Annotated in this window: 21 protein-coding genes and 1 riboswitch; of the genes, 16 read left to right on the forward strand and 5 right to left on the reverse strand. The window is 64.7% G+C overall.

The genetic code is table 11. From position 1 onward, the window contains the following. Nucleotides 1-2 precede the first annotated feature (2 nt). From H7U37_RS06530 to H7U37_RS06550, 5 genes are read left to right on the forward strand one after another with little or no spacing between them, the layout of a single operon-like run. Nucleotides 3-1,154 (forward strand): DUF2812 domain-containing protein, encoded by a 1,152-nt coding sequence (locus H7U37_RS06530; protein WP_204874560.1) that lies wholly within the window; start codon nt 3-5, stop codon nt 1,152-1,154. Continuing rightward, entirely contained in the window at nt 1,151-2,281 is a 1,131-nt protein-coding gene (locus H7U37_RS06535) for a DUF2812 domain-containing protein (protein ID WP_204874562.1), read from the forward strand. Before H7U37_RS06530 ends, H7U37_RS06535 begins: the two co-directional genes overlap by 4 nt. Nucleotides 2,282-2,310: 29 nt before the next feature. Beyond that, entirely contained in the window at nt 2,311-2,913 is a 603-nt protein-coding gene (locus tag H7U37_RS06540; RefSeq protein ID WP_204874564.1) for an FMN-dependent NADH-azoreductase, read from the forward strand. Between the two features lie 3 nt (nt 2,914-2,916). Beyond that, on the forward strand, nt 2,917-3,957 hold the full coding sequence (locus H7U37_RS06545; RefSeq protein WP_204874566.1) for a type I asparaginase: 1,041 nt from the start codon (nt 2,917-2,919) through the stop codon (nt 3,955-3,957). Continuing rightward, nucleotides 3,947-4,198: a TIGR03905 family TSCPD domain-containing protein gene (locus tag H7U37_RS06550; protein ID WP_204874568.1), complete on the forward strand. Its 252-nt coding sequence runs from the start codon at nt 3,947-3,949 to the stop codon at nt 4,196-4,198. The genes H7U37_RS06545 and H7U37_RS06550 overlap by 11 nt, the downstream gene beginning before the upstream one ends. Nucleotides 4,199-4,250: 52 nt before the next feature. Here H7U37_RS06550 and H7U37_RS06555 read toward each other — a convergent pair whose 3' ends face one another. From H7U37_RS06555 to H7U37_RS06565, 3 genes are all read right to left on the reverse strand, one after another. Then, nucleotides 4,251-5,921, reverse strand: a complete 1,671-nt coding sequence (locus tag H7U37_RS06555) for a M56 family metallopeptidase (protein ID WP_204874570.1) — start codon at nt 5,919-5,921, stop codon at nt 4,251-4,253. After that, on the reverse strand, nt 5,914-6,282 hold the full coding sequence (locus H7U37_RS06560) for a BlaI/MecI/CopY family transcriptional regulator (protein WP_204874572.1): 369 nt from the start codon (nt 6,280-6,282) through the stop codon (nt 5,914-5,916). The genes H7U37_RS06555 and H7U37_RS06560 overlap by 8 nt, the downstream gene beginning before the upstream one ends. A gap of 146 nt (nt 6,283-6,428) precedes the next feature. Further along, nucleotides 6,429-7,856, reverse strand: a complete 1,428-nt coding sequence (locus H7U37_RS06565; RefSeq protein WP_204874574.1) for a D-alanyl-D-alanine carboxypeptidase family protein — start codon at nt 7,854-7,856, stop codon at nt 6,429-6,431. A gap of 129 nt (nt 7,857-7,985) precedes the next feature. Here H7U37_RS06565 and H7U37_RS06570 point away from each other — a divergent pair, with 129 nt between their 5' ends. The 8 genes from H7U37_RS06570 to H7U37_RS06605 all read left to right on the forward strand — a co-directional run bounded on the left by H7U37_RS06570 (nt 7,986) and on the right by H7U37_RS06605 (nt 14,038). After that, entirely contained in the window at nt 7,986-8,390 is a 405-nt protein-coding gene (locus tag H7U37_RS06570) for a ComEA family DNA-binding protein (protein WP_204874576.1), read from the forward strand. A 30-nt stretch (nt 8,391-8,420) separates the two neighbouring features. Beyond that, nucleotides 8,421-9,104, forward strand: a complete 684-nt coding sequence (locus H7U37_RS06575) for a response regulator transcription factor (RefSeq protein WP_204874578.1) — start codon at nt 8,421-8,423, stop codon at nt 9,102-9,104. Continuing rightward, nucleotides 9,097-10,581 (forward strand): sensor histidine kinase, encoded by a 1,485-nt coding sequence (locus H7U37_RS06580; protein ID WP_204874579.1) that lies wholly within the window; start codon nt 9,097-9,099, stop codon nt 10,579-10,581. Before H7U37_RS06575 ends, H7U37_RS06580 begins: the two co-directional genes overlap by 8 nt. Further along, entirely contained in the window at nt 10,578-11,492 is a 915-nt protein-coding gene (locus H7U37_RS06585) for a GerMN domain-containing protein (RefSeq protein ID WP_204874581.1), read from the forward strand. Before H7U37_RS06580 ends, H7U37_RS06585 begins: the two co-directional genes overlap by 4 nt. Before the next feature lie 62 nt (nt 11,493-11,554). Then, a complete protein-coding gene (locus H7U37_RS06590) occupies nt 11,555-12,844 on the forward strand; it encodes an O-acetylhomoserine aminocarboxypropyltransferase/cysteine synthase family protein (protein ID WP_204874583.1) in 1,290 nt (429 codons plus the stop codon). Nucleotides 12,845-12,981: 137 nt separating this feature from the next. Beyond that, nucleotides 12,982-13,338, forward strand: coding sequence for a zinc-ribbon domain-containing protein (locus tag H7U37_RS06595; protein ID WP_204874584.1), 357 nt, complete (start codon nt 12,982-12,984; stop codon nt 13,336-13,338). 1 nt (nt 13,339) lies between these two features. Next, nucleotides 13,340-13,720 carry a DUF2085 domain-containing protein gene (locus H7U37_RS06600; protein WP_204874585.1) on the forward strand — a complete coding sequence of 127 codons (381 nt, stop codon included), beginning with the start codon at nt 13,340-13,342 and terminating at the stop codon, nt 13,718-13,720. A 21-nt stretch (nt 13,721-13,741) separates the two neighbouring features. Next, a complete protein-coding gene (locus H7U37_RS06605; RefSeq protein WP_204874586.1) occupies nt 13,742-14,038 on the forward strand; it encodes a zinc-ribbon domain-containing protein in 297 nt (98 codons plus the stop codon). Nucleotides 14,039-14,129: 91 nt separating this feature from the next. Here the strand turns inward: H7U37_RS06605 and H7U37_RS06610 are convergent, their stop codons facing one another. Next, nucleotides 14,130-15,044: an RluA family pseudouridine synthase gene (locus H7U37_RS06610; RefSeq protein ID WP_243414261.1), complete on the reverse strand. Its 915-nt coding sequence runs from the start codon at nt 15,042-15,044 to the stop codon at nt 14,130-14,132. A 3-nt stretch (nt 15,045-15,047) separates the two neighbouring features. After that, a complete protein-coding gene (locus H7U37_RS06615; RefSeq protein WP_204874587.1) occupies nt 15,048-15,245 on the reverse strand; it encodes a helix-turn-helix transcriptional regulator in 198 nt (65 codons plus the stop codon). Nucleotides 15,246-15,460: 215 nt separating this feature from the next. On the opposite strand from H7U37_RS06615, the gene hemW reads away from it, so the two are divergent. The 3 genes from hemW to H7U37_RS06630 all read left to right on the forward strand — a co-directional run bounded on the left by hemW (nt 15,461) and on the right by H7U37_RS06630 (nt 20,815). After that, nucleotides 15,461-16,663, forward strand: a complete 1,203-nt coding sequence (gene hemW, locus H7U37_RS06620) for a radical SAM family heme chaperone HemW (protein WP_204874588.1) — start codon at nt 15,461-15,463, stop codon at nt 16,661-16,663. A gap of 160 nt (nt 16,664-16,823) precedes the next feature. Next, nucleotides 16,824-19,916: a phosphodiester glycosidase family protein gene (locus H7U37_RS06625; protein WP_204874589.1), complete on the forward strand. Its 3,093-nt coding sequence runs from the start codon at nt 16,824-16,826 to the stop codon at nt 19,914-19,916. Nucleotides 19,917-19,990: 74 nt separating this feature from the next. Next, nucleotides 19,991-20,815 (forward strand): Cof-type HAD-IIB family hydrolase, encoded by an 825-nt coding sequence (locus tag H7U37_RS06630; RefSeq protein ID WP_204874590.1) that lies wholly within the window; start codon nt 19,991-19,993, stop codon nt 20,813-20,815. A 91-nt stretch (nt 20,816-20,906) separates the two neighbouring features. Then, nucleotides 20,907-20,995, forward strand: a riboswitch (glycine riboswitch). Nucleotides 20,996-21,075 lie beyond the last annotated feature (80 nt).

A 21,075-nucleotide genomic window follows, 5' to 3' on the forward strand; every position in this document is an offset into this window, starting at 1 on the left:
CCATGAAAAAATATACGCTCTGCCTTTTGGAGGCGGTGGATTATAAGACCGCCCAGCGCTGGCTGGACGATATGGCCCGAAAAGGCTGGGAGCTGGAGCGCTGCAACCGCATCTTTGCCGCCTTCCGCAGGGTGGAGGACCGGCCGGTCCGCCACTTCGCCGACCTGGCCGCCGGCTGGGAGGACCGGGAGGATTACCTTCAGCTGTGCGCCGACGCCGGCTGGGAGCGGGTGAGCAAAGTCAACGGCATGGACCTCTTCCGCGCCCTGCCCGGGCGGGAAGTAACGCCCATCCAGAGCGACAAGGGGATGGAGGGAAGGCGCTACTTCCGCAAAAAGCTGGCGGTGGAAGGCGTCCTTTTGATCGTCCTCTTTTTGGTGCTGGCCTTCCTGGTCCCCTGGCTCGTTTCCCTGAGAACCGATTGGAGGATGCAGCTCCTCACCAGCACCGGCGCGCAGCTCACCGGCCTGGCGGTGGTCCTCTTCGCCCTCCATCTGCTCTGGACCCTGGTCCATTCTCTCGGCCTGGCCGTCCGGTACGGCAGGGATCGGGAGGTGCCCCGCTCCGCCCTTCCCCTCTGCCGGGCAAGGGTGGCCCTCTACTGGGTGTCGTGGCTCCTCTATTTGCTGGGACAGGTGCTCTTTCCCCTGTTTGGCCTTCTTTTTACACAGGGCGTGTCGGTTGGGATGGACACCCCCACCGACGCCCAGTGGAGCGTGGTGGAAGAGGCGCCCGTCCCCACCCTGGAACGGCTGGGGGGAGAGAATGGGGATACCTTTGTGCTCTCCCTGCACAAGACCCAGTCCTTTCTGGTCGAGGGGTGGGACTATGCGCAGTGCGCAGGGGCGGACGCCCTCTGGTGTGAGCGGTATACCTGCGTCAGCGCGGACGCGGCCCGGCAGCTGGTCCGCGCCGTACAGGACGCCAAGGCGGAGCGGGGACAGAACGGATATGGCGTCCTGACCTTTTCCCCGCAGGAGCTGCCCGGTGCGGACGAGAGCTGGACGGCCCGGGAGGAGACCTTCGTGCTCCTCCGGCGGGGGACAGAGGTGGCCTTCGCGGGCTGGCGCACCGGGGAAGAGACCCCGCCCATCACCCGGGGGGAGACCTGGGAACGGCTGCTGGAGGCCCTGGAATGGGAGGAAACGCCATGAAACAGCGGAAATGGATGCTTTTGACCTTTCATGCGGTGGATTACCGGTCCATTCCCCTGTTTTTGGAGCGGCAGGAGGAACGGGGCTGGCGGCTGGAGCGAGTCCTGTGGCCCTGGATCGGCCTTTTTGTGCCGGCGGAGACCCAAAGCCGCTATGCCGCCGACCTTTTCCCCACCGACGCCCTGGGAGACGAGGAGAAACGGGCGGAATACCTCCGGCTGTGCGCCGACGCCGGTTGGGACTATGTGGGGCGGCTGGACCGGGCGGCCCTCTTCCGGGCCCGGCCTGGCCGGGCGGTGGTCCCCCTCCAGACCGACCCGGCCCTGGAAAAACGGCAGATAAAAGAGGGGGCCGTCAAGCCGGTCCTCTGGGCGGCGGCGGTGCTGGTATTGAATATGGTTCTCCAGACCCTGCTTCGCGCCGCCATGGGGGAGACCTTTTACTGGTTCGAGCTCTTCCTCAGCGGACCGGCGCTGCTGCTGGCCGCCGGGCTCCTGCTGCTGGCGGCCGATAACCTGATTTTGTGCGGATACGCCCTCCACGCCCTCCGGCGCACCGCCCCCGCCCCGCCGGAACGGGCGCGGCTGTGGAAGGGGCTGGAGCTCCTCTTTCTGCTGCTGCTGGCAGCGGTGCTGATTGTGGGGCTGGCCGCCGGCGGCGGGGAGGAGACCGTGGCCCTGGAAGCGCTGGACCGGCCCCCCTACACCACCGGACAGGTTTCCACACCGCTGGAGGCCTTTGTGGAAAAAGGACCGGGGCTGGAAAAGGTCTGGACCATTGAGAGCCTGGAGGAGGGCATCTCCTACACCAAGCGCTACGACGCCAGGTGGACCTGGCTGGCTGAGGCCGCCTTTGACCAGCTGGCCCGGCAGGCCGACCGGGACAAGACCCGGCAGGTGGCCTGCGGCAACGGGACAGGTACGCCGGAGGCGCCGGATCTGCCCGGCACGGAACACCTGCTCCTCCGATACCAGCGGGGGACCTACCTCATTTTGCGGCAGGGAAAGACCGTGCTGTGCGTGGCGGGAACGGCGGACTGGTCCGACCAACGGAATCTGGACCGGCTGGCGGCGCTTTTGGCGGAAACGGACCCGCCTTGCATCGGGACAGAAGCTGTGGTAGGATAGAGAAAACCATTTCTTTGGGAGGAATCCATATGAATGTCCTCTTTATCGACGCCTGCGTACGGGGCGAACGGTCCCGCACCCTGGCGCTGGCCCGCCGCTTCCTGGACGCCTACCGGACCGGTCACCCGGAGGATACGGTCGCCGTCCGGAACCTGTGCCAGGACCGGCTGCCGCCCCAGTACCCGGAGATACTGGCGGAGCGGGACGCCCTGTGGAGCGCCGGACGGCTGGACCACCCCATGTTCCAACCTGCCCGGCAGTTCGCCGCCGCCGACAAGATCGTCATTGCCGCCCCCTTTTGGGACCTGTCCTTTCCCGCCGTGCTGAAGATCTACCTGGAGCGCATCTCGGTGTGTGACATCACCTTCGGCTACGACGAGACGGGAAAGAGCGTGGGACTTTGCAGGGCCCGATCCCTCCTCTTCATTACCACCCGGGGCGGCAGCTTCTCCCGGCCCGGCGCCTCCTGGATGGAGATGGGCGCCCGGCATCTGGAGGCCCTGTGCGCCATGTACGGCATCCCCGACTTCCGGTGCCTCTGCGCCGAGGGGCTGGACGACGTACACCTGGACCAGCGGGCCCTCATGCAGCGGGCCATGGACCGGGCCGACGCCCTGGCAAAGGAGTTTTGAGCCGTGGAGAAAGCCAAACCCCGTATCCTCCTCCTGGCCACCGGCGGCACCATCGCCTCCCAGCCTACCGGCCAGGGATTGGCCCCCGGACTGGACGGCGCCGCCCTGACCGCCATGCTCCCACAAAGCATTCTGGCCAACTATGCGGTCACCGTCAGGGACATCCTCCATATGGACAGCTCCAACATCCAGCCGGAGGAATGGCAGATCATCGCCCGCCATGTGTATGAAAACCGGAAGGACTTTGACGGTATCGTCATCACTCACGGCACCGACACCATGGCCTACACCGCCGCCATCCTCTCCTTTATGGTCTGCGGCATCGGCATCCCCGTGGTCCTCACCGGCTCCCAGCTCCCCATCGACCACCCCCTCTCCGACGGACCGGAAAATCTCCGCCTGGCTCTGGCCATGGCCGCCTCCGCCACCCCCGGCGTCTTTGTGGCCTTCGACCGGAAGGTCATCCTGGGCACCCGGGCCGTCAAGACCCGTACCACCGGCTTCGACGCCTTTGAAAGCGTCAACTGGCCCTATGTGGCCCAGGTCTCCGGCGGCGGGCTCAACCTCAACCCCGGCGCCCTGCCCCCCAAAACCGGGGAAGGGTGTACCCTGAAGGACGCCATCTCCCCACGGGTCTTTTTGATGAAGCTCACCCCCGGCATGGACCCGGAGCTCTTCGATATGCTCCTCCAGATGCACTACCGGGGCATTGTCATCGAGGCCTTCGGCGCCGGCGGGCTCCACTTCGTCCGCCGGGACCTGGTGGCCAAGCTTCAGACCGCCGCCCAGGCCGGCGTGGCCGTGGTGGTGTGCAGTCAGTGCCTCTACGAGCCCAGCGACTTTTCCCTCTACCAGGCCGGACGGCTGGCCCTGGCACAGGGCGTGATGCAGGGACGGGACATGACCACCGAGGCCGCCGTCACCAAGCTCATGTGGGCCCTGGGACAGAGCGGCGATCCCCGGACGGTCCGCGCCCTGTTTGAAAAAAATCTCGCCGGTGAGCGGAGTATGTTAGAGAAAAGAGGAATGCAGCATGATCGTTGAGTATCAGCCCAAAGGCGTCTGTTCCCGTAAGATGCGCATTGACGTGGAGGACGGCGTGGTCCGCTCCCTGGAGGTCACCGCCGGCTGCGACGGCAATTTGCAGGGCATCGCCAAGCTGGTGGAGGGTATGCCGGTGGACGAGGTCATCCGCCGCCTGTCCGGCATCCGCTGCGGCAGAAAGAATACCTCCTGCCCCGACCAGCTGGCCAAGGCGCTGGAGGAGATAAGAGATAAAAGATAAGAGATAGGGCGGGCTGCTCCGGATTTGGAAGCAGTCCGCCCTTATTGCGTGATTACGGGGTTATATGCAGCGTAAAGGTATAAATGCTCTGCGTGCCGTCCGCCCAGGTGTAGGTAAGGGTATAATACTGAGTCTGGGGCGGAAAGGTCCCCTCCGGCGCGCCGATGGGGGTGAGCTGAGTACCCGTGGAGCCGCCCGAGACGCTGCCCGAGGCGATGTCCGTCTCACCGGCGGTATCGGTGTGGGCGGTGAGGGAGACCTCCCCGCTCCGGTCCGGATGGGTGATGTTCAGATAGGTCCCGTAGGGGACGGCAGCCGTTCCCCCGTCGGGGGAGAGCAGGGTATCGCCCGCCACCAGAATGGGCTCCTCCACCGCCTGGCCCTGAGCCATCCGGGGAAAGGTCAGCTGGAAGGCGTAGGAGAGGGACAGAGCGTCCCCGCCGCTTTCCCAGGTGCAGTCCAGCACATAGAGCCGGGTCTCCAGTCCGCCGGTCTCTCCGCCCCGGGGACGCACCCGCAGCAGCCAGCCGGCATCGCTTCCGTAAGGGGAGAGCTCCGCCGGGAGTCCCTCCGTTGCTTGGCCGTCTACGAGCAGGTATTCCGTGCAGGAGAATCGGTCGGGCATACGGCTGCCGTCCAGATAGAGGTCCGCCCAGGGACTGGGGGTAGGGTCCGTCCGGTGAAGAGCGGGCAGCGCCTCCGGCCAGGGGGCCTCCCCCTGGGGAGAGACCGAAAGGGCGTGGGCGCTGTCCATACCGGGACCGTCCCCGGTGAGATGGAGGGTGATTTCCGGCGTATGGTCGGGCAGAGGCTGAAACAGCGGGTCACACAAAAGCCCCGCCCCCACCAGGAGGACCACCGCCAGTCCCGCCGCCAGCACCCACACCCCCGGCCGGCGCCAGTGGAGGGCCTGACGGATGCGGGCCCCCACGCCGGTCTCCCCAAAGCAGGGAGGGGAGAAGGGGGAAAGCCGGGGAGACGCCAGCGCCAGCAGGGCGGAGGCGTATGCCTTCCGCTGCTCCGGCCAGCGGCGCAGGACGGCGGCGTCACACTGGAGCTCCAAATCCCGGCAGAAGAGGACCCACGCCAGCCACAGCACCGGATTCCACCAGTGCAGGCCCAGCGCCGCGAAGAAAAGCACCTTCAGCCGGGGATGAACCAGACGGATATGGGCCCTTTCGTGGCGCAGCACCCAGGGGAGGACCTCCGGACACAGCCCCAGAGGGACAAAAATGCGGGGCCGCAGCAGACCGTAGACAAAGGGGGTGTCGATGCGGTCGCTCTCCCACCAGACAAGGGGGCCCTCTTGGCGGGGCAGGGCGTCGGACACCCGGCGGCCCAGGGCCATCCAGCGGACCAGCCCGTAGCCCCACAAAAGCACCGTGCCCCCCAGCCACAGCCAGCAGTACCAGGGGAAGGCGGGAGAGACGGCAGCCGGCAGGACCGTCCCCGCCGCCGGTACCGGCTGGGCGGCGGGCAGGACCTGGACGATGGCCTCTGCCTGGGTCTCTACCGCCGGCGCGGTCCAGCGCAGCAGGCTGAAAGGGGCGGTCAGCACTCCGGTGGGCAGCACCATCCGCACCCACACCACCAGCCACAGCAGCACCGAGAGAGCGGCCGGCAGCTTCAGACGGCGGACCGCCCACCGCAGCGCCATCACCACGCCCGCCGCCACGGAGGCGGTGAGACTCATGGAATAAAGGGTGGAACAAAGCTCAGTCATGGCCTTCCTCGCTTTCGTCGATGAGGCGGCGCAGGGCCTCGGCTTCGGCGGCGCTCAGCTTGCGCCCCGTCAGAAAGGCCGCCACAAAGGCGGGCAGCGACCCGCCAAAGCTGTGCCCCACCACCTGGGCGCTCTCATACCGCCGTACCGCGCCCCGGTCCACCAGCGCCGTCACCGTGGCGTCCTCACTGGCCAAAAAGCCCCGGGCACACAGCTTGCGGATGAGATTATAGACTGTGGATTTCTTCCACCCGTACTGCTCCAGACAGAGCCGGGCCAGCTGGGTGGAGTTGATGGGCTCCCGGGACCAGACCAGATCCATCAGCCGGTATTCCGCCTCGTGCAGCTGGTAATCCTCCATGAATCATCCCTCCTTTGTAAAAAGTGGGTTTGCTTTAAGAAACCTTATAGGAGAAGTTTATCAGGACAAACCTCTTTTGTCAAGAGCGAGAAAAAAGACCCGCCGCATTGCTGCGACAGGCCTTTTTTATAAATATCATCGGGGAATCAGCGACGGCGGCGGCCGGAGTAACGGGAACGGGCGGAGCTGCGGCGCTTGCCGAAAATCAGGGCCCGGAGAATCAGAATCACAATCACCACCGCCAGCACGATAAGCACCACGCGCACCCACAGCTGGGAGAAGAATTTCTGGATCTGATCCAGACGGTACAAAAGCTCCGAACGTTCCACCGCGCTGTTGGCCACCAGGTCCAGACTGCCGTATTCCTGGCCGTTGTAGGTCATGGTCACCTTGCCCAGCACCTGGCCCGCCTCCACCGGCGCTTCCACCGTCTCGGGGCAGTCCACCACCCGCTCAAAGGAGGTGATGTCCACGTCGTCCGGCAGGGTGATGGTCAGCGCACCGCTGGGATGGACCGTCACATAGTCGGCTTCCTTGGACAGCGTCACCGCGATTTCAGGGAAGTCCATGGCCGAGTCGTCCAGAATCACCTGCTGCGAGAAGTTGGAAAAGCCCCAGTTGAGGAGGCGAACGGTCTCGGAGAAATAGGTAAAGCCCTCGCTGCCGGTGGTGCCCTCCACACGGGTGCAGTCCATCACCACCGAGATCAGCATCTTTCCGTTTTTCTCCGCCGCGGCCGAGAGACAGTAGCCCGCCTCGGGAGTGTAGCCCGTCTTGACGCCGATGGCGTACTCGTACCAGTAGCCGGTGACGTTAAAGGTGGAGATCAGGCCGTTGGTGGAGCGGACGATCCGCTCCTCGTGCATATTGGTGGCCGGCATGGTGTAGTTTTTGGAGGAGACGATGGTGCGGAAGGTCTCGTATTTCATGGCCTCGGCGCTCATGAGATAGATATCATAGGCGGTGGTGTAGTGATCGTCGTCGTGATAGCCGTGGGTGTTGGCAAAGTGGGTGCCCGTCATGCCCAGCTCGGCGGCCCGCTGGTTCATCAGGTCCACAAAGGCGTCCACGCTGCCCGACACCGTCTCGGCCAGCACGTTGCACGCCTCGTTGGCCGAGGGGATCAGCGCCGCGTACAAAAGGTCGATGACGCGCAGCTGTTCACCCTCCTTGATGTCGGCGGTGGAGGCGTTTTCCCCAATGCCGGCGTGCAGGCTGCCGCTGGCGGTGACCACATCCTCCAGCGACAGCTCGCCCCGGTCCACGGCCTCCAGGGTCAGCAGACAGGTCATCACCTTGGTGATGGAGGCGGGGTAGCGCTTGGTGTGGGCGTCCTGTTCATAGAGGATCTCACCGGTGTCGGCGTCCACCAAAATGGCGGAGCCGGCGTCCACGTGCATGTCGGCAATGATCTGGCTTTGATCGGCCGAGGCGGTCTGATGGTCCTCCACCTCCTGGATGACCTCCCCTTCGGCGGCGGTGGAGGGATTGGCGGCGGCCAGAGCGGGGACGCTCAGCAGGGAGGCCCCCAGGACCATGGAAAGGAAAAGAGAGAGAATACGATTTTTTTTCATAGGAAACGCTCCATATTTATGTTATACTAGACAATATCCGAAATACTGCCGCCGGTGGCGGCAAGTGACATAATGCGACTTTCATTATACCAAACCCCAACCCGGCCTGCAACGGAAAGGAGCGGGAAAATGCGAAAAATTTCCGGTTTGGAAGGGGCGGCTCTTGTGCTGACCGCCCTATGCGCGGCCTTCTCCGCCGGCTGGCTGGTCAGAGGGGCGGCCGAGCCTCCGCCGGTGCTGGTGGAGCGTTCCGCCTTTACCGCGGCCACGGCCCAGCCCATCCCGTCCGCCGCCGGCACCCCGGAGCGCGCCCCCACCCCCAGCGCCACGCCGGTGCAGGACAAGATCAACATCAACACCGCCGATCTGGAAGCCCTCCAAACCTTGCCGGGCATCGGAGAAGCGCGGGCCCAGGCCATCCTGGACGACCGGGAGGCAAACGGCCCCTTCCCCATCCCGGAGGACATCACCCGGGTGAACGGCATCGGCGAGGGGATTTTGGAAAATATCATTGACTACATCACGGTGGAATGACAGCCGTACCGCCGGAAAGGAGAAGCATTCTTGAAAGTTTTAGTGGTAGACGACGAAAAAGTCATCGTCAAGGCCATCAAGTTCAACCTGGAGAGCGAGGGCTATCAGGTGGAGGTGGGCTACGACGGGGAGACCGCCGTGGAATTGGCCAGAGGGGGCTCCTTCGACCTCATCCTGCTGGACCTGATGATGCCCCGCATCGACGGCTTGCAGGCCTGTATGCGCATCCGGGAGTTTTCCAACGTGCCCATTATCATGCTCACCGCCCGCAGCGAGGACGCCGACAAGCTCATGGGCTTCGAGTGCGGCGCGGACGACTATATCACCAAGCCCTTTAACCTCCTGGAGCTCAAGGCCCGCATCCGCGCCCTCCTCCGCCGGGCCGGCATGACCCAGCAGAAGGCCAGAGGCGGCCGGCTCACCGTGGGCCATATTACCCTGGACCCCGACGAGCGCGCCGTCTGGAAGGGCGAGACGCCCGTGGACCTGACCGCCAAGGAGTTTGACCTGATGGAGCTCCTCATGCGCAATCCCAACCGGGTGTACAGCCGGGAAAATCTGCTCAATGTGGTGTGGGGCTACGAGTACGCCGGCGATTACCGCACCGTGGACGTACACATCCGCCGCCTGCGGGAAAAGCTGGAGCTGGACCCCGCCCACCCGGTCTACCTGATGACCAAATGGGGCGTGGGCTATTATCTCAAAAATGGCTGAGCCCCGCTGGAAGGCCTGGCTGGAGCGGCACAAGAGGAGCGGCAGGCTGGTAGGTCCCGCCCGCTCCCTGCAGGCCAGATTCGCCCTGAGCTACGGCGCCATCATTGTGGCCCTCATCCTCTTTCTCAATACCTACCCGGTCCTCATCTCCCAAAACCTGATGTTTCAGTCCAAAGAGGATACCCTCCGCCGGCAGGCCGATATCGTCACCTCCACCCTGGCCGGCTCCGAGGCCCTCACCGCCGAGGGGGTGGAGGCCAACCTCACCAAGCTGGGCCTCACCGGCGTGGACCGCATCATGGTCACCGACCCCGCCGGCCTGGTCCTCTACGACACCAGCCAGCTGGACAACGCCAGCGGACGGTACGCCCTCCTCTGGGAGGTGGTCACCGCCCTCCACGGCAACGACGTCTTTCGCTCCGAGTACCGGGAGGACGCCTTCCGCAGCCGCGCCGCCTCCCCCATCGTCTACCGTGGTATGACCCTGGGGTCGGTCTACCTCTACGAATACGACAGCGAGCAGGCCCTCCTCCTTATGAATTTCCAGGATAACCTGCGCACCATTTCCCTCCTGCTGTGCGCCGCCGCCCTGGTGCTCAGCGTCATCTTTTCCAAAGCGGTTACCCGCCGGGTGGGCGAGCTGCTGGAGGGCGTGCGCAGCGTCCGGGAGGGACAGTACAGCCACCGGGTCTCGGTCTCCGGCCGGGACGAGCTGGCCCTCCTGGCCGACGAGTTCAATGAGCTCACCGACCGGCTCCAGACCACCGAGGAGGTGCGCCGCCGCTTTGTCTCCGACGCCTCCCACGAGCTGAAAACGCCCCTGGCCTCCATCCGCCTGCTCACCGACTCCATTTTGCAGAACGACGGCATGGACCCGGACACCGTCCAGGAGTTCGTCAGCGACATCGGCGAGGAGGCCGAACGCCTCACCCGCATCACCGAAAAGCTGCTGGCCCTCACCCGCCTGGACAGCGGCCGGGCCGTGGCCCGCGCGGCGGTGGATGTGGGCGGCGTGGCGCGCAAGGTGGAGCGGATGCTCACCCCCCTGGCCAGAGCGGTGAATGTGACCCTCTCCCTGACGCTGGAGGAGGGCTGCCGCATCTGGGCCCTTGAGGACGACATCTATCAGGTGGCCTTTAACCTGATGGAAAACGCCGTCAAATACAACCTGCCCGGCGGACAGGTGCTGGTCTCCCTGACCAAGACCGGACCCGCCGGCGATACGGTCCTCCTCCGCGTGGAGGACACCGGCGTGGGCATCCCGGAGGAGGATCTGCCCAAAATTTTCGACCGGTTTTACCGGGTGGACAAGGCCCGCTCCCGGGCCGCCGGCGGCACCGGTTTGGGCCTGTCCATCGTGCGGGATACCGTCCGGCTCCACGGCGGCTCGGTCTCGGTCCGGGGCCGGGCGGAAAAGGGGACCTGCTTTGAAGTGCGCTTCCCGCTGTGGCGGGAGGAGAAAGGGGAGACCCCATGAGACAGAGGCTTCGTATCCTGACAGCCGCCGGACTCTCCGCTCTGCTGCTGGCCGGCTGCGCCGCCTCCGGCGAAAAACAGGGCCAGACCGAATATGAGGTCTATTTCCTCTCCGGCGAGGACGCCAACGGCGCCGCCGTTTCCGCCCAGACCTGCCGCGTGGAGGAGGGAGAGGAGACCATACAGGTCCTGCTGGACCAGCTGCTGGCGGGCCCCTATGAGAGCGGACAGTACAGCCCCTTCCCCCAGGGGACCGAGCTGCGCAGCTGGACGCTGGAGGACGGGGTTCTTACCCTGGACTTTTCCGAGCCGTACGGCGGGATCTCCGGCGTGGATCTGACGCTGGCCAACTCCTGCCTGACCCTCACCCTCTGCCAGGTGGAGCCGGTGGAGGCCGTGCGGGTCACCGTGGAGGGGGAGACCCTCCCCTTCCAGAACGCCGACGCCCTCCGCCCCGCCGATCTCCTCCTCTCCGGCGCGGAGGAGGAGCCGGTCTACTATACCGCCACCCTCTGGTTCCCCAGAACCACCGGCGAGGGGCTGGGGGTGGAGTACCGGCAGATGATGCTCATTGAGGGGGACTCCCTGGTGAATATGGTCTTTAACGCGTGGCTCGCCGGCCCGGTCTCCGAGAGCCTGGCCGGGCCAGGCGTGCAGGACTGCTTCCTCCTCAGCGGCGTGGCCGAGGGTGAGGTCTGCTATCTGGATCTGTCCGAGCGGTTTATGGACCTTTTGCAGGGCACGGAATCGGAGGTCCGGCTGCGGCTCTATTCTCTGGTCAACACCATGGCCAGCAATCTGGAGGGGGTCTCCGCCGTCCAGCTGCGGGTCCAGGGGGAGAGCTTGGGCAGTCAGGCCGGTCTGGACCTGAATCTTCCCCTGGAGGCCGATCCCACACTGGAAAAGAGTTGACAAATCCCCCCGTGTCACGTACCATGAAAACCAGATTTTTTCGACAGAAAGGAAGTCCTCACATGAGCCAGCACCACAACGGTACCAAGTGCCTCCACGCCGGCTACCGCCCCGAAAACGGTCAGCCCCGCAATATCCCCATTGTCCAGTCCACCACCTTCCGCTATGAGACCGGCGAGGCCATGGGCAAGCTCTTTGACCTGGAGGCCAGCGGCTACTTCTACACCCGCCTCCAGAACCCCACCTGTGACCAGGTGGCCGCCAAGATCTGCGCCCTGGAGGGCGGTACCGCCGCCATGCTCACCTCCTCCGGCCAGGCGGCCAACTTCTTCGCCATCTTTAACATTGCCTCCGCCGGCGACCATGTGGTGGCCTCCTCCGCCATCTACGGCGGCACCTTTAACCTCTTTGCCGTCACCATGCAGCGGATGGGCATTTCCTTCACCTTCGTGGACCCCGACTGCTCCGAGGAGGACCTGTCCGCCGCCTTCCAGCCCAACACCAAGGCCCTCTTCGGCGAGACCATCGCCAATCCCGCCCTCACCGTGCTGGACATCGAGAAGTTCGCCCGGGTGGCCCACGCCCACGGCGTCCCCCTCATCGTGGACAATACCTTCCCCACCCCCATCAACTGCCAGCCTCTGAAGTGGGGGGCCGACATCGTCACCCACTCCACCACCAAGTATATGGACGGCCATGCCAATCAGGTGGGCGGCGCCATCGTGGACGGCGGCGCCTTTGACTGGAACGCCCACGCCGACAAGTTCCCCGGCCTCACCACCCCCGACGAGAGCTATCACGGCATCACCTATACCGAGCGCTTCGGCCTGGGCGGCGCCTTCATCACCAAGGCCACCGCCCAGCTGATGCGGGACTTCGGCGCCTCCCCCGCCCCCATGAACGCCTATTTCCTGAATATCGGCCTGGAGACCCTCCACCTGCGTATGCCCCGTCACTGCTCCAACGCCCAGCAGGTGGCCCAGTTCCTCCAGGACCACCCCAAGGTGGCCTGGGTCAAGTATCCCGGCCTCCCCGGCGACCCCCACTACGCTCTGGCCCGGAAGTATATGCCCAACGGCTCCTGCGGCGTGGTCTCCTTCGGCGTCAAGGGTGGACGGGCCGCCGCCGAGACCTTCATGGCCGGGCTGGAGCTGGCCTCCATCGCCACCCATGTGGCCGACGCCAAGACCTGCGTCCTCCACCCCGCCTCCACCACCCACCGCCAGATGAACGACGCCGAGCTCCACGCCGCCGGCATCTCCCCCGACCTGGTCCGCCTCTCGGTGGGCATCGAGGACCCGGAGGACATCATCGCCGACCTGGAAAAGGCGCTGGACGCCGTCCGGGTATGACAAGCGATTTGCAGAGGGGAATCCCGCCTTTTATGGGAAATCCCTTGCATTAAACGACGGGATTCGATATAATAAACTATACATCTGTCGTTTGATGTGTTCGTGTGTCAAATCTCTTTGTATTGGGAGGTAAAAGAATGGCTTTTTGCAGAAATTGCGGCTCGCAAATCAATGACGGCACCATGATCTGCCCCAAATGCGGCGCATCCCAGAATATGGGCGGTATGCCCCAGCAGAACTATAACAACAACGGCTACAACAACGGCGGCTACCCCAACCCCAATTATAACAACAGCTACGACAGCGGCGGCATCGGCTGGGGTATCCTGGGCTTTTGTATCCCCCTGGTGGGCCTGATCCTCTTCCTGGTGTGGAAGGATCAGAAGCCTCTGTCCGCCAAGGCGGCCGGTATGGGCGCCCTGATCTCGGTGGTCATCGGCGTGGTGTTCTACATCCTGGCCATCATCGTGGGTATGGGCAGCTACTACTACTAACTTGATCCTGTGGCTTTACCGCTGGCTCCCCATCCTCTGCGGGTGCCATTGCAGGGATGACCGCTCCTTCCACTTCCACGGCAGACGGTTCCCCGTCTGCGCCCGCTGTACCGGAGAGCTGATCGGCGTGCTGCTGGCGGCGGTCACCTTTTGGCTCTGGCACCCCAGCGGCTGGATTGCCGCGGCGCTCCTCCTGCCCCTCATCGTGGACGGGACCGTCCAGGCCAGGACCCGCTATGAGAGCACCAACGGAAAACGGCTGGTTACCGGTATCCTTTTCGGATACGGGGGGATCGTGCTCTTTTTCCTCTCGGTATCTGCCGCCTATTCCTTCGGCCGCGCTTTGGGACCGGTGTTCTTCGGTCCAAGGCCGGCGGGCTGAGCGCATCAAAAGGAGGTACCTATGCCTTTTTGCAGACAATGCGGAAAAGTGTTGGAGGAAGGGGACGATTATTGCCCCAAGTGCGGCGCGCCTCAGCACGACGCCCCCTCCTATGAAACGCCGTCCTCCTCCGGCGCCGCCGACCGGGGCGGCATCGGCTGGACGATCCTGGGATTTTTCATCCCGCTGGCCGGTCTCATCATCTATCTGCTGTGGAAGGACCAAAAGCCCAACACCGCCCATATGGCGGGACTGGGCGCGCTGGTGTGGCTCATCGTCCGGCTGGGGGTCAGCCTCCTGGCGGCGCTGTTCCACTGAGGGCAAAGAACCGGCGGCGTGCCAACAAAATCAACACAAAGAGCGGGGTCAGGACCTGAAAAATTGTCCTGACCCCGCTTTTTTGATGCCCTCATAACAGGGCCGCCATATCCGCCGGGAGCGGCGACTCCCATTCCATCGCCGCCCCCGTCACCGGATGGCGGAGGGCCAGGGCGCGGGCATGGAGGGCCGGACGGGAGATCTCCGCCGTCTCTGTGCCGTAGAGAAAATCCCCCGTCAGGGGACAGCCCATGTGGGCCATGTGGACCCGGATCTGGTGGGTCCGGCCGGTGTCCAGAACCAGGCGCACCAGGCTGCGCCCTCCCGACACGGAGAGCACCTCATAATGGGTGCAGGCGGACTGGCCGTCGGGCCGGACCTCCCGCCGGAGAGAACTTCCCTCCGCCCGGCCGATGGGGGCGTCGATCACCCCGGCGGCCCGCGGCGGGGTTCCCTGGCACACCGCCAGATACACCCGCTGAAAGGCCGGCGTGTGCAGGGCCGCCTTCAGCTTCTCGTGGGCGTAGGCGTGCTGGGCGGCGCACAGAAGCCCCGAGGTCCCCCGGTCCAGCCGGTTTACCGGCCGGAAAATGGGGCTGTGTCCACACTGATGGTAATAAAATACGACGAAATTCCCCAATGTATCCAAATCGTGGCCGGGACTGGGGTGCATGGCCACCCCGGCGGGCTTGTTCAGGATCAAAATGTCCCCGTCCTCATACACGATGTCCACCGGCCCGGGGGCAGGGGCAATGTCCCCTGACGCGCCCGGCGGGTCGCCCACCGCCACCGACAGAATTTGCCCCGCCCGGACCCGGGCCGTGACCCAGACCGGCTGGCCGTCCAGCAGGATGCCGTCCGCCGTCCGCTTGGCCCGCTTGACCAGCGTGCCAGACAGCCCCAGCACCCGGCGCAGCAGGGTATCCACCTGGACGCCCTCCTGCCGGGGGGAGACGGTCAGCGTCAGCCGGCGGACCTGGTTCTGCCCCATCGGTTGACAGAACATGGCTCATTCCTCCTCAAACAGAAAGACTTCTTCGATGGTCAGCCCAAAATACCGGGCGATCCGGTGGGCCAGCTGGAGCGAAGCGCTGCATTTGCCGTTTTCGAGGGAAATGATGGTCTGCCGCGTGACCCCCACCGCCCGGCCCAGCTCCTCCTGGGTGATGCGGCGCGCCCGCCGCAGGGCGCTGATCCGATTTTCCAAGCCATCTCCTCCTCCTGGCGCTTTCAAATGTAAAGCTTACTTTACAAGAAGGGTACCAGCAAAGGGGAAGGATGTCAAGCGTATTTTACATCTATCCCGCCTTTTTCCAAAAAACGACACGAAAGCTATTTTCATTCCCTGAAAAAAGCGGTATAATAACATCTACCGTGGCGTTTCTCAAAACGCCGCGATCTTTTTCGACGAGGTGGAGCGCCATGGCAGGCAAACTCGGTATTTATATTCACATCCCCTTCTGCCGCAGCAAATGCGATTACTGCGACTTTTACTCGCTGGCGGGCCGGGAGGACCGGATGGACGACTACCGAAAGGCGCTGACGGCCCATATCCGCGAGACCGCGCCCCTGGCCAAGGGCTATCAGGTGGATACCATCTACTTCGGCGGCGGCACCCCCAGCTATTTCGGCGCAAAGCGCGTCAAAGAGGTTTTGGGGGAGATCCAGCGCCGCTTCGACGTGGTCCGGGAGGCCGAGGTCACCGTGGAGTGCAACCCGGACAGCGTGGATAAGAAAATGCTCACCTGCCTGCGCCGGGCAGGGGTCAACCGCATCTCCCTGGGGGTCCAGTCCTCCTGCGACGCCCAGCTGGCTGCCCTCCACCGGCCCCACACCTTCCAGCAGGCCAAGGACGCCGTCCGGGCCGTCCGGGAGGCCAAGATCAAAAACCTCAGCCTGGACCTGATCTACGGACTGCCCGGACAGGATATGGAGGGCTGGAAGCAGTCGGTGGAGGACCTCATCGCTCTGGAGCCGGAGCACCTGTCCTGCTACGGCCTGAAGGTGGAGGAGGGGACCCCCCTCTATCTCCGGGTGGCCGGGGGCGAGATCCTGCCCGACGACGACCAGCAGGCCGATATGTACCTCTGGATGGTAGACCGCCTCCAGGAGGCCGGATACCAGCAGTACGAGATCTCCAACTTTGCCAAAAAGGGTTTCCAGTCCCGGCACAACCTGAAATACTGGCTTGGAAAACCCTATATCGGCTTCGGACCCGGCGCACATTCCGACTTCGGCGGAAGGCGTTATTCCTTCGTCCGCGATCTGGACCGCTACATCCAGGGCGTTTTGAAGGGGGGCGGCATCGTGGATCAGTCGGAGCTCATCCCCCAGCGGGAGCGGAGCGGCGAGTATCTGATGCTCCGCCTGCGCACCACCCGGGGAGTGGAGGAGTGGGAATACCGGCGGGAGTATTTCATGAACTTTGACCCCATCGAACAAAAGCTGGCGGAATTTGAGCGCATGGGATGGGCGGTCTGGGAGGACCGGCGGTGGCACCTGACGCCCAAGGGCTTTCTGGTCTCCAATCAGCTCATCGGCACCCTGTTGGAGATCCAGGAAAAGGAGGCCCTGGACTCCCTCCTCCCCAGACTCCGCCGCGCCCGCCAGGAGCAGAAGCCCTGAGGGAAAACTCCCCGACGGCCTGTTTACAACCCGCAGGCTTTGTGTTACCATAAAGGGCAAGCTCTGTGAGCTGTCGTTTCTCAACGCCCGGCCCAGTAGGGCCGGGCGTTGCTGCTCCCATCGCCCGGCTCCGGGCCACACATCACATGGAGGTACCAGAATGAAAAAATCCATCCGGCAGGTCTTGTCCGCCGCCCTGGCCCTGGCGTTCCTTGCCGCGCCCGCCGCCCAGGCCTCGGTGGCGCTGGGCCACGACCTGCACGAAGTTTCCACCGAGCTCTCGGTGGGCACCGGCATTACAAAGGGCCAGTTTTGGAGCGATACCTATTCCGATCTGCGCACCGAACACTATTTGACCTATACGCCCAATGAGGACGTGGTCCCCACCGTCTCCTATGGCAATTACATCACCAGCCGGGTCACCCTAACCAATATGGCCGCCGTCCTGGAGTACCAGGGACACCGGGTGGTGGGCGGCATCAACGGCGATTATTACGCCTTTTCCACCGGCGCGCCCAACGGTATCGTCATCACCGACGGCGTCCTCCGCTCGGCCTACTCCGCCGACAGCTCCCTGGGCAGCGGCGCCTGGTACTGGGCCGTGGGCTTCCGGGAGGACGGTACCGCCTTCATCAGCAAGCCCGCCATCTCCATCCAGGCCTACTTCGGCGGACAGGCCTATTACATCTACGGCGGTCTCAACAAGGTGCGCAACGCCAGCACCGCCTATACCCTCCTCAACCGGGACTTTGCCGCCACCACCTACAACACCAGCCCCGGCGTGGATGTGATCCTCTCCCCCGTCACCGACAATCTGGGCCAGACCGTTACCCGGGCCGACGGCAAAACCGTGGTGCGCAGCGATGAGCCGGTCATCAACGGCCGCATGACCTTTGTGGTGGAACAGGTGCTGGAGTCCGCTGCCGGCATCGACATCCCCGAGGGCAAGTACATCCTCACCGTCAACAACGAGAGCGGCGAGATCTGGACCGAGCCCCTGAAAGCCCTCCAGCCCGGCGACACCGTGGAGGTGGATTTCACCAGCAAGGACACCGCCAACGACTGGTCCCAGGCGGTCTCCGCCACCGGCGCCCCCAGCCGCCTGGTCAACAACGGCACGGTGGATTATACCACCTTCCAAAACGACAGCAACGCCAACAAGCAGACCGCCCGCACCGCCATCGGCATCAAGGCCGACGGCAGCGTGATCTTCTACACCCTGGACGGCGGACAGGACGGGTACAGCGTGGGCTGTACCCTGGAACAGACCGCAAAGCGCCTCATTGAGCTGGGATGCGTCCAGGCCGTGGCCCTGGACGGCGGCGGCTCCACCACCCTGGGGGCCACCTATCCCGTGGACGAGCGGATGGGCGTGGAAAACGAGCCCTCCGAAGGCACCCAGCGGGCCAATTCCACCGCCATCTTCCTCACCACCGACCTCCAGCCCACCGGCGAGCTGAGCGGCTACTATCTGGCCCCCAGAGATAACCTGCTCCTCTCCGGGGCCACCCTCCAGCTCTCCGCCACGGCCCTGGATACCGCCTATTACCCCATGGAGGGCCTGGAAAACGAACTCTCCTACGCGGTGGTCAACGGCGACGGCACGGTGGACGAAAAGGGCCTCTTTACCGCCGGAAGCACCGCCGGCGTGGTGGAGGTGTCCGTCACCGACGGCCTGGCGGAGGGGACCGCCTCCGTCCAGGTGGTGAGCCAGCCCGACAGCTTTACCGTCTCCCGGGAGGACAACGGCGCCCAGGTCTCCACCCTCAGCCTCAGCCCCGGCCAGCAGGTGGATCTGACCGCCTCCGCCTCCTACCGGAACCTCCCCCTCACCAGTCAGGATACCTGCTACCGCTGGTCGTGCAGCGAGAATATCGGCGCCATTGACGAAAACGGCCTCTTTACCGCCTCCGATGACAAGGGCTCCGGCACCATTCAGGTCTCGGTGGGCACCAAGCAGGTCACCATCCAGGTCAACATCGCCGGCCATATCTCCACCCTGGAGACCTTTGAAGGGGAGGCGCTGACCACCCTGGCCGGTACCGACAGCGTCGCCATCGCCGCCGAGACCGACCAGACCCACGTCAGCCGCGGCAGCCGGAGCCTCCGGATGGAGTACAACACCGCCGACGGCGGCGCGGCGGTGGCCGACGCCGTCCTTAATCTCCCCGACGGGGAGCGCTATCTGGGCCTCTGGGTCTATGGGGACAACTCGGACAACACCCTCAGCGCCCTCACCCAGGACGAAAACGGCGATACCGTGGCCCACACCATTACCGGCCTGAACTTTACCGGCTGGAGATGGGTGTCGGTGACCCTCCCCGCCAAGACCGCCGCCGTCACCGGCTTTGAGATCCTCTGCGGCACCGAGCAGCAGGAGGGGACCATCTGGATCGACCAGATCACCTCCGCCAATGAGGACGTGCAGGACACCGCTGCCCCCACCGTCCAGGTCTCCTGTACGGGTCAGACCGTCACCGCCGTGGTCAGCGACGACCTGGACCGGACCTTTGCCGCCGGACAGGTGACCCTCACCGTGGACGGCACGGCCGTCCAGGGCACCTGGAAGGCCGAGACCTCCACCCTCACCGCCACGGTGCCCGCCCTGAGCGACGGACAGGCCCACCGGGTCACCGTTACCGCCAGCGACGCCAGCGGCAACCTGGGCCGGGGCTCCGCCGACGTGTCCGCCGCTTCCTCCGCCGTTTTCGGCGATATGGATGACCACTGGGCGGCCTCCTATGCCCAATACCTCTACGCCGCCGGGGTGACCAACGGCGTGGCCGGCGCGGACGGTACCCTCCTCTTCCAGCCCGACCGCAACATCAGCCGGGGCGAGTTCTTCGCCCTCACCGCCCGGTGGATGGGGCTGGACCTGAACGACTACGCCGATGTGGAGCTGCCCTTTGCCGACCTGGACGACATCCCCGACTGGTGCCGGAACGAGATCAAGGCCATGTACAGCCTGGGCATCCTCCAGGGAACCGCCGCCGCTGACGGCTCCCTCCTCTGCAACCCCAACGCCTCGATCACCCGGGTGGAGGTCATGACCGTGCTGGGCCGTACCCAGCCCAAGGGCTACGCCACCGCACCCCTGACCTTTGACGACGCCGCCGACGTGCCCGCCTGGGCCCTGAGCTACGCCGAAACCCTGACCGCCCAGGGCGTGGTCAGCGGTTATCAAAACCGCATCGGCCCCAACAACCCCATCACCCGGGCCGAGGTGGCAAAGCTGCTCTATACCATGCTTTGATCCCTGACCGTTATTACAACCGGGACCGCGGGGACGGCAGCGCCGTCCCCGCGCCGCCAAAGGAGGACAAACCCATGTACCGACTCATTGCCCTGGACGTGGACGGCACCCTGCTGGACCCGGACGGAAAGGTCACGCCCGCCACCCGACAGGCCATCCAAATGGCCAGGGCGGAAGGGGTCTATGTGGTGCTGGCCACCGGCCGCTCCTGGCAGGAGGCCGAACACCTGGTGCCCCTGTCCGGCTGCGACAGCCGTATGGTCTGCCAGGGGGGCACCGCCGTGGCCGACTGCGCCCAAAAGCGCAACTTGCAGCAGTGGACCCTCCCCAGAGAGCAGGCCGTGGCCGCCATGGAGGCCCTGGAAGCCCACGGCTTCGGCCTGCTGGTCTTTGCCGACAACGGCCTTTGGGTGGATCAGACCGGCGACGACCTCTTTGTCAGCTATGAGTCGCCGGGCTTTCACCGCTATAAGCAGGTCAGGCCCACCCTGGCCGGCTTCTTTGCCCACAATACCATGCCGGTCAACAAGATCTATGCCCAGGCCGTCCATACCGGCCAGTTCGACGCCGTCCGCCCCCATCTGGAGGAGATGGACGGGCTCTTCCTCACCTCCTCCGGGTGGAACAACCTGGAGATCGTCCCCACCGGCGTGGACAAGGGCACCGGCCTCCGGGCCCTGGCCAGGCTGCTGGACGTGCCCATGGAGCAGACCGCCGGCATCGGCGACAACGACAACGACTTGGGCATGTTTGACGCCGTGGCCATGCCCATCGCCATGGGCAACGCACCCAGGCACGTCAAGGAGCGGGCGGGACGGGTCACCGCCCCTAACGACCGGGACGGAGTGGCCCAGGCCATCCGCGCCCTGCTGGCCGAAAACAAAAACGCTTCGGTTTAGAAAGATTTCCCTTGACGCAGGCGGCAAGATGGGTTATCATAGTGGGCACAGTCAAAAAGGACCGCCATGGACGCACGAATGTCGTCCGCAGGCGGCAGGCTCTGGAGAAACCCGGTTTCGGGTGCCGAAGGTGTAAGGCGGCAGCGCCGATCTCTCAGGCAAAAGGACAGAGAGGAAACGACCGCTTCATATGGTCAGATCAGAGCCGGAACCCCATGGGGGCCCGGCTTTTTTTTACGCTCTTTTGTCCGCTGTGGGAG

The organism is Pseudoflavonifractor phocaeensis (genome assembly GCF_016901735.1).
Classification (GTDB): domain Bacteria; phylum Bacillota; class Clostridia; order Oscillospirales; family Oscillospiraceae; genus Pseudoflavonifractor_A.

Coding starts and splice junctions, on each gene's coding strand:
- H7U37_RS06595 (WP_204874584.1), top strand. CDS start 12,982: ATGGCTTTTTGCAGAAATTGCGGCTCGCAAATCAATGACGGCACCATG.
- hemW (WP_204874588.1), top strand. CDS start 15,461: ATGGCAGGCAAACTCGGTATTTATATTCACATCCCCTTCTGCCGCAGC.
- H7U37_RS06590 (WP_204874583.1), top strand. CDS start 11,555: ATGAGCCAGCACCACAACGGTACCAAGTGCCTCCACGCCGGCTACCGC.
- H7U37_RS06630 (WP_204874590.1), top strand. CDS start 19,991: ATGTACCGACTCATTGCCCTGGACGTGGACGGCACCCTGCTGGACCCG.
- H7U37_RS06570 (WP_204874576.1), top strand. CDS start 7,986: ATGCGAAAAATTTCCGGTTTGGAAGGGGCGGCTCTTGTGCTGACCGCC.
- H7U37_RS06625 (WP_204874589.1), top strand. CDS start 16,824: ATGAAAAAATCCATCCGGCAGGTCTTGTCCGCCGCCCTGGCCCTGGCG.
- H7U37_RS06605 (WP_204874586.1), top strand. CDS start 13,742: ATGCCTTTTTGCAGACAATGCGGAAAAGTGTTGGAGGAAGGGGACGAT.
- H7U37_RS06530 (WP_204874560.1), top strand. CDS start 3: ATGAAAAAATATACGCTCTGCCTTTTGGAGGCGGTGGATTATAAGACC.
- H7U37_RS06560 (WP_204874572.1), bottom strand. CDS start 6,282: ATGGAGGATTACCAGCTGCACGAGGCGGAATACCGGCTGATGGATCTG.
- H7U37_RS06535 (WP_204874562.1), top strand. CDS start 1,151: ATGAAACAGCGGAAATGGATGCTTTTGACCTTTCATGCGGTGGATTAC.
- H7U37_RS06610 (WP_243414261.1), bottom strand. CDS start 15,044: ATGTTCTGTCAACCGATGGGGCAGAACCAGGTCCGCCGGCTGACGCTG.
- H7U37_RS06580 (WP_204874579.1), top strand. CDS start 9,097: ATGGCTGAGCCCCGCTGGAAGGCCTGGCTGGAGCGGCACAAGAGGAGC.
- H7U37_RS06540 (WP_204874564.1), top strand. CDS start 2,311: ATGAATGTCCTCTTTATCGACGCCTGCGTACGGGGCGAACGGTCCCGC.
- H7U37_RS06550 (WP_204874568.1), top strand. CDS start 3,947: ATGATCGTTGAGTATCAGCCCAAAGGCGTCTGTTCCCGTAAGATGCGC.
- H7U37_RS06555 (WP_204874570.1), bottom strand. CDS start 5,921: ATGACTGAGCTTTGTTCCACCCTTTATTCCATGAGTCTCACCGCCTCC.
- H7U37_RS06565 (WP_204874574.1), bottom strand. CDS start 7,856: ATGAAAAAAAATCGTATTCTCTCTCTTTTCCTTTCCATGGTCCTGGGG.
- H7U37_RS06585 (WP_204874581.1), top strand. CDS start 10,578: ATGAGACAGAGGCTTCGTATCCTGACAGCCGCCGGACTCTCCGCTCTG.